The organism is Sorangium sp. So ce375 (assembly GCF_051473855.1).
Lineage (GTDB): Bacteria > Myxococcota_A > Polyangia > Polyangiales > Polyangiaceae > Sorangium.
This window is the reverse complement of record NZ_CP150335.1, coordinates 5,365,920-5,381,317: the sequence shown is the minus strand read 5'-3', so window position 1 is coordinate 5,381,317 and position 15,398 is coordinate 5,365,920. Positions and strand designations below refer to the sequence as shown.

The 15,398-nt window shown below is 70.7% G+C and carries 13 protein-coding genes and 1 tRNA gene; 7 read left to right on the top strand and 7 right to left on the bottom strand.

From position 1 onward, the window contains the following. The first annotated feature begins 214 nt into the window (after nt 1–214). The gene (locus WME90_RS19990; protein WP_437282755.1) at nt 215–661 is read left to right on the top strand and encodes a response regulator; all 447 of its coding nucleotides are present in this window, start codon (nt 215–217) and stop codon (nt 659–661) included. 100 nt (nt 662–761) lie between these two features. Continuing rightward, the gene (locus WME90_RS19985) at nt 762–1,535 is read left to right on the top strand and encodes a carbon-nitrogen hydrolase family protein (RefSeq protein WP_437282754.1); all 774 of its coding nucleotides are present in this window, start codon (nt 762–764) and stop codon (nt 1,533–1,535) included. A gap of 128 nt (nt 1,536–1,663) precedes the next feature. Here the strand turns inward: WME90_RS19985 and WME90_RS19980 are convergent, their stop codons facing one another. Continuing rightward, complete coding sequence (locus tag WME90_RS19980; RefSeq protein WP_437282753.1) at nt 1,664–2,605, bottom strand: pyridoxal-phosphate dependent enzyme; 942 nt, start codon at nt 2,603–2,605, stop codon at nt 1,664–1,666. Between the two features lie 72 nt (nt 2,606–2,677). Then, nucleotides 2,678–3,922, bottom strand: coding sequence for a radical SAM family heme chaperone HemW (hemW, locus tag WME90_RS19975; protein WP_437282752.1), 1,245 nt, complete (start codon nt 3,920–3,922; stop codon nt 2,678–2,680). A 236-nt stretch (nt 3,923–4,158) separates the two neighbouring features. Between hemW and WME90_RS19970 the strand changes: the two genes are divergently transcribed. Continuing rightward, on the top strand, nt 4,159–6,333 hold the full coding sequence (locus tag WME90_RS19970) for a RelA/SpoT family protein (RefSeq protein ID WP_437282751.1): 2,175 nt from the start codon (nt 4,159–4,161) through the stop codon (nt 6,331–6,333). Nucleotides 6,334–6,345: 12 nt separating this feature from the next. On the opposite strand, the gene WME90_RS19965 is transcribed toward WME90_RS19970, so the two are convergent. Then, entirely contained in the window at nt 6,346–6,948 is a 603-nt protein-coding gene (locus tag WME90_RS19965) for a YkgJ family cysteine cluster protein (protein ID WP_437282750.1), read from the bottom strand. Nucleotides 6,949–7,236: 288 nt separating this feature from the next. On the opposite strand from WME90_RS19965, the gene amrB reads away from it, so the two are divergent. Continuing rightward, nucleotides 7,237–8,508: an AmmeMemoRadiSam system protein B gene (gene amrB / locus WME90_RS19960; protein WP_437282749.1), complete on the top strand. Its 1,272-nt coding sequence runs from the start codon at nt 7,237–7,239 to the stop codon at nt 8,506–8,508. Nucleotides 8,509–8,646: 138 nt separating this feature from the next. On the opposite strand, the gene WME90_RS19955 is transcribed toward amrB, so the two are convergent. Beyond that, nucleotides 8,647–9,876 (bottom strand): FHA domain-containing protein, encoded by a 1,230-nt coding sequence (locus WME90_RS19955; protein ID WP_437283626.1) that lies wholly within the window; start codon nt 9,874–9,876, stop codon nt 8,647–8,649. Nucleotides 9,877–10,290: 414 nt separating this feature from the next. Here WME90_RS19955 and WME90_RS19950 point away from each other — a divergent pair. After that, nucleotides 10,291–10,365: transfer RNA gene (locus WME90_RS19950), tRNA-Gly, on the top strand. Between the two features lie 178 nt (nt 10,366–10,543). Continuing rightward, nucleotides 10,544–11,707 carry an AAA family ATPase gene (locus WME90_RS19945; protein WP_437282748.1) on the top strand — a complete coding sequence of 388 codons (1,164 nt, stop codon included), beginning with the start codon at nt 10,544–10,546 and terminating at the stop codon, nt 11,705–11,707. On the opposite strand, the gene WME90_RS19940 is transcribed toward WME90_RS19945, so the two are convergent. The 3 genes from WME90_RS19940 to WME90_RS19930 form a co-directional block, all read right to left on the bottom strand. Then, entirely contained in the window at nt 11,619–12,935 is a 1,317-nt protein-coding gene (locus WME90_RS19940; RefSeq protein ID WP_437282747.1) for a pseudouridine synthase, read from the bottom strand. The two genes, WME90_RS19945 and WME90_RS19940, sit on opposite strands and share 89 nt — an antisense overlap. A gap of 239 nt (nt 12,936–13,174) precedes the next feature. Then, complete coding sequence (locus WME90_RS19935) at nt 13,175–13,957, bottom strand: hypothetical protein (RefSeq protein ID WP_437282746.1); 783 nt, start codon at nt 13,955–13,957, stop codon at nt 13,175–13,177. Nucleotide 13,958: 1 nt separating this feature from the next. Further along, nucleotides 13,959–14,813, bottom strand: coding sequence for a hypothetical protein (locus WME90_RS19930; protein WP_437282745.1), 855 nt, complete (start codon nt 14,811–14,813; stop codon nt 13,959–13,961). Between the two features lie 290 nt (nt 14,814–15,103). Between WME90_RS19930 and WME90_RS19925 the strand changes: the two genes are divergently transcribed. Further along, nucleotides 15,104–15,313, top strand: coding sequence for a ribbon-helix-helix domain-containing protein (locus tag WME90_RS19925; RefSeq protein ID WP_437282744.1), 210 nt, complete (start codon nt 15,104–15,106; stop codon nt 15,311–15,313). The last annotated feature ends 85 nt before the right edge of the window (nt 15,314–15,398 follow it).

Sequence of the window (15,398 nt, the reverse complement as noted above, 5' to 3'; positions counted from 1 at the left end):
GCGGCGCCTCGAGCCCGGCTGAAGCGACACGAGGCAGGGCGGGGGGCTGGCCGGCTGCCGGGCCGACGCGGCGCACACCTCCACCAGCCTTGCCGCGGCCCGTTCCGCGGCACAGCGTGCTTCGCTGCCGTGCGCTGAGCGTGATGCAGGCAACCGGATCGCCACGGCTTGAGCGCGTGGTGCGGGAGGGAGAGGTCTGATACCCTCGCGATTGATGGGCAATGCCCCGCACTCCGGCAGCATGCCGCCACCTTCGAGTGGTCGGGGCCAAGGAGCCCTCCTTTACGCGGTAGACGATGAGGAGCTCAACCTGGACCTCATGGATCGGGCGCTCCGCTCCGGCTACCAGGTCCGCACCTTCGGGGATCCTCGCCGCGCGCTCGCGGCCGCCGTGAAGGAGCCGCCCGCCGTGGTCGTCGCCGATTATCGGATGCCTCACTTCAGCGGGCTCGCGCTGCTGCGCGAGCTGCGCCGGCAGGGGCTGAGCTACGTCCCGGTGCTCGTCTGCGCCCCGACGGACGTCGAGCAGATCCAGAAGATCTCCCGGGAGAGCGCGGCTTTCCGGATCATCACGAAGCCCTGGATCGCCTCGGATCTGCGCCGCCAGGTCGACCTGGCGGTGAGCCTCCACCAGCTCCAGGTCTCGCGGAACCCCCGCTGATCCGAGGGCACGCGGTGGCTTTGCGGCGCGCTGTCCGGGGTGACGCGACCGGATCGCCGCCGGGCGGCGCGGGCGCAGGGGCGCGGCGCGGGGGCGCCCGGTGCTGGCGTTGAGCGCTCGCTCCCTCGATGTGGTCGCGCTCGAGCTGCCGCAGCGCTTCGGCGATCGGCGGGGCGCGCTCGCCGAGATAGACGTCCTCCTGGGCTCGCCTGCGCTGGCGGGGGCCGAGCTCGTGGTCCTGCCCGAGCTCATCCTCACGGGCTACGTCTCGCCGAGGGGTGAGAGCGATCTGCGCCGCTTCGCGGAGCCGCTCGACGGGGAGTCGGCGGAGGGGCTCGCCGAGCTCGCGCGAAGGCACGGGATCGCGCTGGCCGGCCCCCTCGTCGAGGAGAGCCGGGGCCGCTTCTACAACAGCTTGCTCGTCTTCGACCGCGATGGCCGGCGCGTGGGCCATTACCGCAAGCGTCATCCGTGGTTCCCGGAGCGCTGGGCAGCGCCGGGCGATCTCGGCACCCCGGTCCTCGATCTGCTCGGCCTCAAGCTCACCGTCGCGATCTGCTTCGACGTTCACTTCCTCTCCGAGGACGCGGGCGACGCGCTCGACGAGGCCGATCTGCTGCTCTTCCCGACGGCGTGGGTCGACTCGCCAGGGGAAGGGGACGCGCGCGCCGACCTCTTGCCCGCGCTCGCGCGGCGCCATCGCCTCTCGATCGTGAACGCCAACTGGGGGCCGTCCCGCCCCGCGCTGGACGGCCAAGGCGGCTCGCGCATCCTCGACGCGCGAGGGCGATCGGTCGCGGTGGCGTCGCCCGGCCCGGGGCCGAGCGTGGTGCGCGCCACCTTGCGGTTCGGCGGAGACCGGCGCGCCACCTGAGGGCGATCCGGGAACGCGAGCGCGCCAGCGCCGGGAGGCTCGAACGCTCGGTGGCGCGGGAGAAGGATCGAGCCTCCCCGCGCGGGCGCAGCGCGGCTGGGGAGGCGGCGCGGCCCCCGCGAGCGCGCTCAGGTGAAGGGGAGCGTTGTCAGGTCGACGTTGCCGCCGCTCAGGATGACGCCGATCCGCGCCCCTTGGACCGAGCGCCGCAGGACCGCCGCGACCGGCACCGCCGCGCTCGGCTCGATGACGAGCTTCATCCGCTCCCAGACGACGCGCATCGCCTTGACGATGTCCTCTTCGCTCACGGTGACGATCTCGACCCCGCGCCCTCGCAGGACCGCGAAGGTGAGCTCGCCGAGCGAGCTGCGGAGGCCGTCGGCGATCGTGATCGGGTCGTTCGAGGGGATGATCCTCCCTTCGCGCAGCGATCGCGCGGCGTCGTCCGCGGCCTCGGGCTCGGCGCCGATCGTGCGGGCGCGCGACAGCGAGCCGGTCGCGATGGCGGTCCCGGAGAGCAGCCCGCCGCCGCTCACGGGCGCGACCACGGCGTCGAGGTCGTCCACCTGGGCGGCGAGCTCCAGCGCGGCCGTGCCCTGGCCGGCGATGACGCGCGCGTCGTTGTACGGATGGACGAGGATCGCGCCCGTCTCCGAGAGCACGCGGGCGATCGTCTCTTCGCGCGACCGCAGCGTGGGGGCGCAGCCCACGACCCGGGCCCCGTAGCCCTCCACGGCGGCGCGCTTCACGGCGGGCGCGTTCTCGGGCATGACGATGTACGCCGGGACGCCGCGGATGCGGGCCGCGAGCGCCAGCGCGGCAGCGTGGTTGCCCGACGAGTGGGTCGCGACGCCGCGCCGTGCCTCCTCGTCCGAGAGGGAGAGGACCGCATTGCACGCCCCGCGGAACTTGAACGCCCCGACCCGCTGCAGGTTTTCGCACTTGAAGAAGACACGCGCCCCCGCGATCCCGTCGATCGTCCGGCTGGTCATGACGGGCGTCACGTGGGCGTGCGGCGCGATGCGCGTCGCAGCGCCGCGGATGTCCTCGATGGCAGGCAAGGGGCTCATGGGACGAGCATCGGAGCGCGGCCGCGACCCGGCGTCCACCGCGAGCGCCGCGCGCCCGGGCGCCGCGCCGCTTCAGAACAGATCGGCCGCGATGCCGTCGGCGAAGACCCAGGCGGCTCGCGGGACGCTGAGCCTCCCGCCGGCCACCTCCAGGCGGCCTGCGCGCTCGAGCCGCTCCGCGGCCCTCCGCCGCGAGGGCGGCCACGCCGGCACCCCGAGCGCCTCTGCGGCGGCCTCGAGATCGAGCCCCTCGCGCAGCCGCAGCCCGAGCATGATCCGCTCGGACAGCCGCGTCTCCGGGCCGAGCCGCTCCTCGCTCTCCACGGCGATCGCCTCGCCGCCCTCGGCCATCGCGGCCATGTACCGCTCCGGGCTCACGATGTTCCGGTACCGGACCGCGGACGCCTCTCCGTGGCCCTCCGCGCCGGCCGAGCGGAGGCCCCAGCGCGGATCCGGGCGCGACACCGTCCCGTAGGCGGCGCACCCGAGCCCGACGTAGTCGACGCCTCGCCAGTAACCGAGGTTGTGGCGCGCCTCGTGGCCCGGCTTCGCGTAGTTCGACACCTCGTAGTGGGCGAGCCCCTCGGCCTCGAGGGCCGCGTCGATGGCGAAGAACGTGTCCGCCACTCCATCGTCCCCGGCCAGCGGCAGGCGGCCGCGCCGCGCGAGCTCTCCGAACGACGTGCCGGGCTCGACGGTCAGGCTGTACGCCGAGATGTGGGTCACTCCGGTCGAGGCCACGGCGCGCGCCTCGGCGGCGGCGTGCTCGGGGCGTTGCTCCCGCGCGGCTTCGGCCGTTCCGACCGCGACACCGTAGATGAGATCGCCGCTCACGCGCGGCATCCCGGACCGGAGGGCCGCCGAGAGCGCGCTGAGCCCACCGTCTGGGTCGTGCAAGCGACCGAGAAACCGGAGGCGCTCGACATCGAGGCCCTGAACTCCCACGCTCAGCCGGTTCACCCCGACCGATCGGAACGCTCGGGCCCGCTGCTCATCGAGCGAGGTCGGGTTGCATTCGACGGTCACCTCGAGGTCCGGCGAGAGCCGGCCAGCGGCCGCGGTGATGGCCGCCAGCACCCTGCCCATCTCGTCCGGCTCCCACAGGGACGGCGTCCCGCCGCCGAAGAAGATGCTCCGGAGCTCGCGCTCGCCCAGCACATCCGCTCGCTTCCGGAGCTCGGCCAGCACCGCGTCGGCATAGCCGCGATGATCGATCGCCTCCCGCGCCTTCGCGAAAGAGACGAAGTCGCAGTAGGGACACTTCTTGAGGCACCAGGGGAAGTGGACGTAGACGGTGATCGGCTCCATGTAATCCATGAATCCGTGACAACAGGGGACCCGATGCGAGCGGGCGAAGCGGAATAACTGAAATGAACCTAGGCGAGGACGAGCATGACGACGATGACGAGGTCACGCGGCGGAGCGCGCGTGCTCGGCGCCGGGCAACGCGCGTGGGCGCCGGGCGCGCGGCGCATGGTGACACAATTGCGGGGTCTAGATCTGGGTGTTAGCGTGCGAAAGGGAGGGGGCGCAATGCGCCCACCGAACTCTTCATGCTGACGTTGACGGAGCTTGTCGATCGGGTCCGGACCTATCAGCCGGCTGCGGACGTCGATCTCATCGCCCGGGCTTACGCCTACAGCTCTGACGCCCACAAGGGGCAGACCCGCAAGAGCGGCGACCCTTACTTCTCCCACCCGGCGAGCGTCGCCGCGATCATCACCGAGCTCAAGCTGGACACGGCGAGCGTCTGTGCCGGGCTCCTGCACGATGTCGTCGAGGACACCCTCGCGACGACCACCGACATCGAGAACAGCTTCGGCCAGGAGGTGGCGTTCCTCGTCGACGGCGTGACGAAGCTCTCGAAGATCAACTTCGCCTCCAAGGAAGATCGGCAAGCCGAGAACTTCCGCAAGATGCTGGTGGCGATGGCGCGCGACATCCGCGTGCTCCTCGTGAAGCTGTGCGACCGCCTCGACAACATGCGGACGCTCGAGTTCATGAAGCCTGAGGCGCAGGACCGGATCGCCCGGGAGACGATGGAGATCTACGCGCCGCTCGCGAACCGCCTCGGCATCGCGCGCTTCAAGAGCGAGCTCGAGGACCTGTCGTTCAGGTACATCGAGCCGGAGGCCTGGTCGGATCTCTCGCAGAAGGTCAAGACGACCGCGAAGGAGCGCGACAGGTACATCCACGAGGTCTCGAAGGTGCTCGCGGGCAAGCTGGCGGAGCAGGGCTTCGCGGTCGACGTCACCGGCCGCGCGAAGCACCTCTACTCGATCTGGCGCAAGATGCAGGCGCAGCAGTGCGACTTCGATCAGGTCTACGACGTCATCGCGTTCCGCGTCCTCGTCGAGTCGGTGGCGGACTGCTACGCGACGCTCGGCGTCATCCACTCGCAGTGGACCCCGGTCCCCGGCCGCTTCAAGGACTACGTCGCCCTGCCCAAGCCGAACATGTACCAGTCGCTGCACACGACGGTCATCGGGCCCGGGCGCGAGCGGATCGAGATCCAGATCCGCACCCACGAGATGCACCGCGTCGCGGAGCAGGGCATCGCGGCGCACTGGAAGTACAAGGAGAACAACTCCGGCGGCATCGACCCGAAGGACGCCGCGCGGTTCGGCTGGCTCCGTCAGCTGATGGAGTTCCAGAAGGAGCTCAAGGATCCGGCCGAGTTCCTGGAGAGCGTCAAGGTCGACCTGTTCCAGGACGAGGTGTACGTCTTCACGCCGAAGGGCGACGTGCGCGTCTTCCCTCGCGGCTCGACGCCCATCGACTTCGCTTACGCGATCCACACGCAGGTCGGAGAGCACTGCTCTGGAGCGCGGGTCAACGGCGCCATCGTTCCGCTCCGCTCGAAGCTCCGGAACGGCGACGTGGTCGAGGTGATGACCAACCCAGGCCAGCACCCGTCGAAGGACTGGCTCGATTACGTCTCGACTAGCCGCGCGCGCTCGAAGATCCGCAACTACCTGCGCACGGAGCAGCGGGAGAAGTCGCTCAAGCTCGGTCGTGAGCTCCTCGAGAAGGAGATGCACCAGCGGAGCATGAGCCTGACTCGCCTCACGAAGAACGAGGCTGAGCTGCGCAAGGTCATGGAGCGCTTCGGGGTTACCTCGGCCGACGAGCTCTTCATCTCTGTCGGCTACGGCAAGGTGAGCGTCCGCGCGGTGTGCGAGTTCCTGGCGCCCACGCCCAAGGAGAACGAGAAGGGCACGCCGACCCCGCCGCCCGAGTCGATCAAGGAAGGGCGCATCGAGTCGCTCGTCCGCAAGGTCACCGGGCGCGACAGCCACGGCATCCGGCTGAACGGCATCGACGACGTCCTCGTCCGCTACACGAAGTGCTGTAACCCGCTCCCAGGCGACGAGATCGTCGGCTTCATCACGCGCGGCCGCGGCATCACGGTTCACCGCCGCAACTGCGCCAAGGCGTTCGACACCGACCCGGAGCGCCGCGTGGAGATCTCCTGGGACGCGCGCGCGAAGATCAACCGCCCGGTGCAGATCAAGGTGATGACGGCGAACCGGCCGGGCATCCTCGCGACGGTCGGCCACACGTTCCACGAGCAGGGCATCAACATCAGCGAGGCGACCTGCCGGGCGGGCGACGACGGCCGGGCGATGAACACGTTCACGTTCCTCTGCTCCGACCTCGCGCAGCTGAAGAGCGTGATCCGGCGCCTCCAGCGGATCCCCGGCGTGATGGCCGTCGAGCGGACCTGAGCCGCGAGGCCGTCAGCGGCCGCGGCGAGAGCGCGCCGCGCTGCTCGCCCTGGGCGGCCCGCCCGCGGTGCTCGGTCCAGCCTCCGCCAGGGCGCGGGTGAAGGGACGGCCGAGGTCGCCGCCCGGTGCGTGCCTCGCGGCGATCTCCTGCACCTTGCGGACGAGCCCGGTCACGTCGTGGTGGCGCACCGGGGATCCGGCGGAGGCGCGATCGCAAAAGAACGTGCGGCACCCGAGGGGCCTCGCGGCGTAGATCGCGCAGCGGCCGGCGTCGGTGAGCATCGGGCACCGCCGCTCCGACGCGTGCGGCAGCGCGCGTCGCCGGCTCGGTTCGCCGCCGGATGCTCCCGGCGCGTGCGCACCGGCCCCGTCCGCCCGCACGATGCCTTCCAGCGCCCGGCGGCCCCCGCGAGCCGCGATCGCACGCTGGACGGCGGCGAGCTCGATGGACGTCACGTACGGCTCTCGGCCCGTGACGCCGAACCGACAGCACTCGGTCGAGGCCTCACACGTCCAGCCACTGAAGACCTCTTCCGCCTCTCGGTACACGGCCGAGAGCTCGGCGAGCAGATCGGCTTCACGGACGGGTGGATCGAGGGGCGTGGGTCGACGCATTCGTTCGGGGGCGCTGTCGTGGTGATCGCGCGTGCTGCCCGGCCCGAGGCGGCCGCAAAGCAGGGGCAGGGTCGGAGCGGGGCGGAGCTCCGAGGAGCGAGCCTAGTGCCACGTGGCGCCGCTGCGAAGCCGCAATTCGCGATCCTGACAGGCGCTCTGACGCGTGGCACCAGCGCTGTCCGTTCTGGAGCGAGCTCCCGCCGCGACCGCGGAGTTCGTCGGCGCCGTTCCGGGACGTGTGGTGCTGCGAGCTGGGCGACGAACGCGCACGCGCTATTCTCGCGCTGGATGTCGGTGCTGCGCCCGAAGCTGCGAGCTCTAGAGATCGTCGTCATCCAGGATGAGCGCCACGGCCGCGCGTTGATGCTGCGCGACACCGAGGGCATCGCGCCGTCTTCCGTCATCGTTCCCGCGGCGAGCTCTGCCGTGCTCATGCGCTTCGACGGGAGGCGATCGATCGACGAGATCGCGCGAGACGTCGCCCGGTCGACGGGCCAGGTCGTGGATGCCGCCCATGTGTCGCAGCTGGCCGACGAGCTGGAACGCGCGTGGATGCTCGACAGCCCGCGATTCCACGCGCGCCGGCGGAGCGTCGTGCAGTCGTTCGACGCGTCGCCGATCCGGGTCGCTGCCCACGCGGGCGGCGCGTACCACGGCGATCGGCGGAGGCTCTCCGACTTCATCGAGCGCCAGTGCCTCCAGGTCGCGCGTCCGCAGGGCGGAGCGACGCTCGCCGCGGCGCCGCGAGGCGCGCAGCAGCGCATGGTCGGGCTCTGCGCGCCGCACATGGATCTCTGGCGCGCCGCGGCGGGCTACGGGCACGCCTACGCCGCGCTCGAGCAGGCGCTGGCGGCGCCAGGCCTGGAGCAGGTCGACACGTTCGTTCTGCTCGGGACGTCGCACGCCGCGATGCGCCGTCCGTACGCCGTCTGCGAGAAGACGTTCGCGACGCCGCTCGGCCCGCTCGAGCCCGATCGAGCGATGATCGCGGAGCTCGCGGAGGCGAGCCGCTTCGACGTGCGCGAGGATCAGTACCTGCACAAGAACGAGCACTCGATCGAGTTCCAGGCCGTGTTTGTCCGGCACCTCCTCGGCGATCGCGCGGCGTCGATCGTGCCCATCCTCTGCGGCCTTTCGGAGTGCCAGGCGCGGCGTCGTGATCCCGCGCAGGACGACGGCGCCGAGTCGTTCCTGAGAGCGCTCCGCGACGCCCTGGCGAGGCGTCCCGGTCGCGTCCTCGTGATCGCAGGAGCGGACCTCGCCCACGTCGGCCCGCGCTTCGGTGATCCCGCGCCGCTCGACGAGCGCCAGCGGAGGGCGCTGCGCGACCGCGACCTCGCCTCCATCGAGCGCGCGACGTCGATCGATGCGCCGGGCTTCTTCGTCGACGTCGCTCAGGATCTCGCCACCCGCCGCGTCTGCGGCCTTGGCCCCATCTACACGTTGCTCCGCGCGCTCCCGCCGTCGTCGCGCGGCGAGATGCTCCACTACGAGCAGTGCGTCGATCCCGAGGAGGGATCGATCGTCAGCCATACGTCGCTCGGATTTTACGGTGGATGATCGGCGCCTGGGCGTCCGCCTGGCGCGCGCTGTCGCTTCGTCATGAATCGCGCCGAGCCGCCCCGCGGCGCTGGCGTACCGAGAGCCCGCTCGACGCTGGTGCGCCGCGAGGCTCCCGGACGTGCGACAGGCGCCAGCTCAGCCGCGCGGGACCCTGCGGCGCGCGATGTCGAGGCCGAGCCGGTCGGCCTCGCGGTAGATCGCCTGCCGCGACATGCCGAGGGCACGCGCCGCCGATGCGACGGAGCCGTTGGCCCGGGCGAGGGCGTCCTCGAGGCGGGCGCGCGCGAGCGAAGGATCCGTCGCGGGCGGGAGGTTCGGCTTCACGCGCGGACCGCGCGCGAGCGAGCCCGCGATCGGCGTGACGGAGAGCGGACCGTCCGGCGAGGCCTGGGCCGCGGTCACGATGGCGGACTCGAGCTGCGGCACGCCGCCCGGCCAGCCGGCGCGGACGAGCGCCTCGAGGAGCTGCGGGGTGAAGCGATCGAGGCCGATCGCGTTGCGCTCCGCGATGTCGCGCACGATGAGGGGCACGTCCTCGCGCCGCATCTCGAGCGTCGGGATCGTGATCCGCTTGCCGGAGAAGAGCGAAGCGAACCACGGCGCGACGCGCCCATCGCCGGCGGCACGGTCGAGCGGCTGCCCGGTCGTGGCGATGATGCTGACGCCGTTCGCGCGACCGACCGAGTGCGCGATCTCCAGCTGCTGCGGGCGCGGCAGCCGATCGGCATCGAGGACGAGCCAGGTCATCGGCCGCGCGCCCGGCGGGATGGCCGGCTTCGTCTCGGCGCTGCCGTCGACGACCAGGGTCTCCCCCAGGCCCTCGCGTACCGCGGCAGCGAGGCGGGCAAGCGTCCGCTTTCCGACCCCGGGTGCGCCCTCGATGCAAACGCTGGAGCCCGACTGAACGAGCTTCATCACCGGGTCGATCCAGTCCTTGCGCTGCTTCGTGCCGAACACCAGCGACCCGAGCCGAGACGGCGCGCCGTCGTACAGCGCGAGGTGCCGCTCGACGAAGATCGCGAGCTGCTGTCCGAGGCGCACCACGTCGCCGTGCATCACGCCGATGCGCCGGGCGCGGACGCCGTTCACCCACGTGCCGTCGTGGGTGTCCATGTCTTCGATGTAGCAGCCGTCCGAGCGGACGCTGATCTTGGCGTGCTCCGGCGCGATCCCGTTGCCCTCAATGCGTCCGTCGCGCGCGGCGCTGCCGATCACGGCGCCGTCCATGAGGCTTACGATCCGCGGCGGAGCGTCGAGACCGATCAGGACGAGCCCCCACCCGCCGTCGTCATCCTGTCGCTTGGCGTGGACTCCGGACCGGTAGTCTTTCTGAAGGACCGGCGCCGTTGTCTCCGCAACGTCCACTCGCAAAGCAGTCTGTTCGTTCATGCTCCCCCCCCAAGTCCAAAGGACCTGCCTGGTCGACCCAGGCCAACCAAGAGCGCGCCGAGTGGCGGGCACCCTTATGATGTAAGAGCCCCCCACACGGTGCCGCTGTCGCGAACGCGAAGGCTTTTGTGAGCGGCACCGTGCCCGGTGCTGCTTGGCGAGCCCCCTCGCTCGCAATGGCCACACAATACTCGACCAGAGCGGCCGTGCAACCTGCCGGCGACGGAAGTTTTGAGGTTTTGTTCTTGAGAGCTTGACTCTCACCACGCCGATTGGTACTCATCCGCCACGCATCGACGGAGCGGACCTCCGGTGATGACCGGGCGTGAATCAGGATTTTTCTGACAAACGCCCTCAGAAGTGGTTTCCTGAATTAAGTGATTGACATCTGCGGGAGTAACTCAGTGGTAGAGTGCAACCTTGCCAAGGTTGACGTCGCGGGTTCAAATCCCGTCTCCCGCTCCACAATATAAGTTCTGCGACAGCGAGCAGACCCTGCGAGGCCGGTGTGACCCACCGGCCTCTGTGTTTTGTTTCGCCTGTGTTTCGCTCAAGCGCTCGGCGTGGGCGTCGAGGGGAACGCACGTGGCGATGCGCCGATCGGTGCGCCGGGCGGCGGGCCTGTGATACGAGGATTCGCCTCATGTCGGCTCCGCTCCACGAGCGCCTGCGCCTGCTTGCCCATAGCCTCGAGCGGCAGTTCCTGGGCAAGGACGAGATCATCCGCCTGCTCATGATCGCGGTCGTCGCGGGCGAGCACTGCGTGCTCCTCGGCCCGCCGGGGACCGCGAAGAGCGCGCTCATCCGCACGCTCGCCGAGCTGATGCAGGCCCGGTACTTCGAGTACCTGCTCACGCGCTTCACCGAGCCGAACGAGATCTTCGGCCCCGTCGACATCGGTGCTTTTCGCGAGGGCGTCTACCGCCGGAACACCGCGGGGATGCTCCCCGAGGCGGAGATCGTCTTCCTCGACGAGGTGTTCAAGTCGAACAGCGCCATCCTGAACGCGCTGCTCACGCTGCTGAACGAGCGCAAGTTCGCGAGCGGCGGCCAGGTGCTCCGCTGCCCGCTCATCAGCGTCTTCGCGGCCTCGAACGAGGTGCCCGGCGACGAGACGCTGACCGCGATCTTCGACCGCTTCCTCCTGCGGGTGCAGTCCGACAACCTCGACGCCTACCACTTCAGCGAGCTGCTCCAGCGCGGCATCCAGCAGGAGATCCGGCACATGGCCGGTGAGCCGCTTCGCCCGCTCGTCGCGGCGCGCGAGCTCGCCGAGCTCGGTCGAGGGTTCGGCGCGCGGATGAACTTCGGCGATGCGTTCCTATCGGCCTACAAGGGGCTGGTGTTCCAGATCCGCGCGGAGGGGATATCGCTCTCGGATCGCCGTGTCGTGAAGATGCTCAAGCTCTTCGCCGCGAGCGCGTACCTCGATGGGCGCCAGACGACGGACGCGAGCGACTTCTTCGTGCTCAAGCACATCTGGAACAACCAGGATCAAGCGGCGATCCTCGAGGGCATCGTGCAGCCGGTGCTGGAGGCCTTCTTCCGCGAGCACCCGGATCGGCGCCGCGTCGGCGCGCTCGGCGTCGGCGTCGAGGCGCTCGCCGCGGAGATCGATCGGATCCGGCAGATCCTCACGGGCGGCGCCTCGCTCGGCGACGTCCAGCTGTTCAGTCAGCTGAAGGCGCTCGGGGAGATCAAACAGGCGCTCGCCGGAATCAACGACGCTCGCGCCCGCGAGCTCGAGGCGCGCGTGTCTCAGCTGCTCGAGGCTTCGTTTCGGAGCGGACGCTTCGCGCAGATCTAGCGGTGTCCGGTCCGGGCGCGCTCGGGCCAACGTCGGTCCTGGATCGAGCGCTCCGCCCACCCGGGCTCCTGGCAGGCGCGCTCGGGGCGACGTCGGTCCTGGAGCGAACGCTCCGCCCACCCGGGCCTCTGGCAGGCGCGCTCGGGGTGGCGTCGGTCCTGGAGCGGGCGCTCCGCCCACCCGGGCCTCTGGCAGGCGCGCTCGGGGCGGCGTCGGTCCTGGAGCGAGCGCTCCGCCCACCCGGGCCTCTGGCAGGCGCGCTCGGGGCGGCGTCGGTCCTGGAGCGAGCGCTCCGCCCACCTGGGCCCTGCCCAGGTGCGCTCGGGACGTCGGCGTCGGCTCTGGAGCGAACCCTCGGCTGCGCCGGGCCCCGGCTGCGCGCCGCCGGACCAGCTGTCTCCGGCGCAGGCCGAGGTGATGCCTTTGCACCCGAGCGGGCCGAGCTGGCAGCGCGTCGGTGGTCGACCGGTCCAGACGACGCGCCCATCACGGCGCCGCGGATCCGCTTGGGCACCCCGAACGCCTCGCGGATGCGGAGGAGCTCATCCACCGATAGGGCGCGCCACTCTCCCGGCCGGAGGCCCTCCGAGCTCACGCCGGCGAACGTCGTCCGGGCCAGGCGCATCACGGGCCAGCCGGTCGCCTCGCCCATGCGCCGGATCTGCTGGTTGCGGCCCTCGCGGAGGGTCACCTCCAGCCACGTCTTGTCGCCCTCGTGGCGGAGAAGCCGCGCCTCGGCCGGCAGGGTGACGCCATCCTCGAGGCGGATCCCCTCGCGCCACGGCGTGAGGTCGTCCTCGCTCATGACGCCCTGCACCTTCAGCACGTAGGTCTTCGGCACGCCGCCGCGCGGATGGAGCAGCGCGTTGGCGAAATCGCCGTCATTTGTCATAAGGAGGATGCCGCTTGTCGCGAAGTCGAGGCGACCCACGGGGTAGAGGCGCGCGGCCGCGCCGCGCACGTGGTCGGCGACCGTCGGGCGCCCCTCGGGATCGCGCAACGTCGAGACGACGTTCCGCGGCTTGTGCAGCGCGACATAGACCGGCGCCTCGGAGACAAGGCGCTTGCCGTCCACCTCGATCCGGTCCTTTTGCCGGTCTGCCTTCAAGCCGAGCTCGGTCACGACGCGCCCGTTCACGCGCACCCGACCGGCGAGGATGATCTCCTCAGATGCGCGGCGCGAGGCGACGCCGGCGCGCGCGATGATCTTCTGCAGACGTTCTTCCATGGTGTGCTCGGGACCTACGCCGACGCGGCGCTATCGGCCGACGGCTCTGATAAGCACGCCCCTCGCGCCGCGTCGACCGACCTCGGGGCGGCGCGCTGCTGGGACCCGAGGCCGACGCCGGTGCACCTGCGCGTCCGCCCTGGCGCGCGCCTGCGGCGGCACGAGCTCCAGGGCGCGTCAGGCGCCGTGAGGGCAGGGGGGCGAGACAGACCCCCCTCCTCGGTCGGAGGAGGCGCGCTCTATTTGTTCTTCTTGTCTCCGGAGGGCGCCGCGCTTCCGCTGTCGCCCACGTCCTCGTTCGCCTTCTCCGCCGCGGCCTGATCTTCCGCGGCCTTCTTCGCGGCCGCCGCGGCGGCTTCCTCTTCTTTCTTGCGCTCGTCGTCCTCGAAGCGGCGCTTCAGCTCGTTGTCGTGATCCCACCGATCGACCCGCTCGTCGGCGTCGACGTCCACGCCCATCCGCTCGAGCCGGCCCATGCGGTAGATCTCCCAGACGTCCGGCTTGCCGTCGCGGTTCGTGTCGCGCTTGATGCGCGCGAGCTTGCCGCCGCTGTAGTACTTCCACTCGTCGGGGTTGCCATCGCGATCGGAGTCGATCCTCACCTCGGCCAGCCTCCCGCCGGCGAACGTGAGCCACGTGTCGATCCGGCCGTCGTAGTTCGAGTCGGACTCCTCGTGAAGGCTCTCGCCCTTGTCGTTGTACTTGCGGACGACGTCCTTCACCCCGTCGAAGTTGGTGTCGATCTCGCGGCAGACGAGCGCCTTGTGACGGTCTTCGCCGGTGCCCACGATCTGCCAGACGCGCCTCACGTTGGGCTGGATCGCGCCCGGCCCCGCGGTCTCGCTCATCTCGCGATCTTCTTTGCCCTTCCAGTCGCACATCGAGCGATCGTCGATGCTGCCATCGGCGTTGCGAGCCGCCGCGACCTTCGGCGCCTTCGCGCCCTCGAACCCTGGATCCGAGCCGCACGCTGCGCCGAGCAGGCTGAGCGTGGCCAGCGCGATGAGCCCTTGTCTCCTCATGTCACGGTCCCTTCTTGGCGGCCGGCTGGCCCGGCGCGGACCCGGCAGGCGCGGCGCTCGTCGCCGTGGCCGCACCCGCGGCGCTCGTCGTCGTGGCCGCACCCGCGGCGGGGGCCGACGCAGTCGCGGCGCCTGGCGCCCCGGCGGCCGCAGGCTGCTCTGCGCCCGCCGCGCCCTCCGCGCCCTCCGCGGGCGCCGCGCCGCCCGGCGGGGGCACGGTCGCCTTCGGCGCGCCGTACGACTCGGCGCAGAGATCCACCACGCTGCCGGGATCGGCCTTGCCGTCGGCGTTCTGATCGCTCGCCACGACCGCGCACTTCGCGTCGTTCGGGTTGTTGAACTGCCACCACTGGTCGATGATTCCATCGCCGTCGGAGTCGCGCTCGCGGCGCACGAGGCGCGACCCCTCGTAGTGGTCCCAGGTGTCGAGCTTGTCGTCGAAGTTGGTCTCGCGCTCCTTCAGCACGACCACTCCTCGCTCGAAGTGCGCGATCTCGTCCGCCCGCCCGTCGCGGTCGAAGTCCGACTCGCGCCGCCGCTCCACCCCGTTGCCGTCGTAGTAGATGAAGGCGTCGATCGCGCCGTCCAGGTTGAGGTCGACGACACGACAGATCTCCCGGCCATCTTTCTTCACGTGGATGATGTCGGGTGTCCGGTCGCCGTTCACATCGACCTTCTCCGCAGAGGCGGAGTCCTTGTCGCAGGGCTCGTGGACGACCGCCGTGTCCCGCTCCCCAGCGTGGCTCTTCGCGCTCGAGGGCTCCGGCGTCGAGGACGCGCAGGAGGCGACGGCGACGGTCATCAGGGCGACGAACCAGCACCTGGACGACGGCCAGGTGAGCGGGAATCGCGTCATCAAGAGATTCCTCCGGCCAGCCCGTGACCCTCGGGACAGAAGCTCGACGCGCCGGACGAGCCGTCCCGACGCGGACCAGCTTCGGCCGCAGTGTAAACCGCGGTCCTCGCGCACATCAAGAAGACCCCTGGGCGCGCCCGGCGCCCGCCGCCCAGCCCGGCCGATCCCCGAACGCCCGCGCCGGCGAGGGCGTGGCGCCATTCCGATTGACATCATACGTACCGGCATCTAGGGTAACGTCTTGTCAGTCGTACCCTTCGAGACTGGCGGGTTACCCTCCCGGGCGTGACATGTCGCGGAAGAAAGTCTCGACGACCATCTACATCACGCCCGAGCAGGCCGAGCGGCTGAAGATCCTGCACGAACGCACCAAGGTCCCGATCGCCGTCTACATCCGCGAAGGGATAGATATGGTCCTCAAGCACTACGAGCACGTGCTGCCAGGGCAGATGTCCCTGGAGAGCTCGCCGGTCGCCGCGCCGACGACCCCGAAGAAATGACCGGCGCCGGGGGCCGTGAGGCTCTGGGCCCGGGAGACCGGTCGCGTGGGCGCCGGTCGCTGTCGGGGTGGATAGCTTCGCGGCG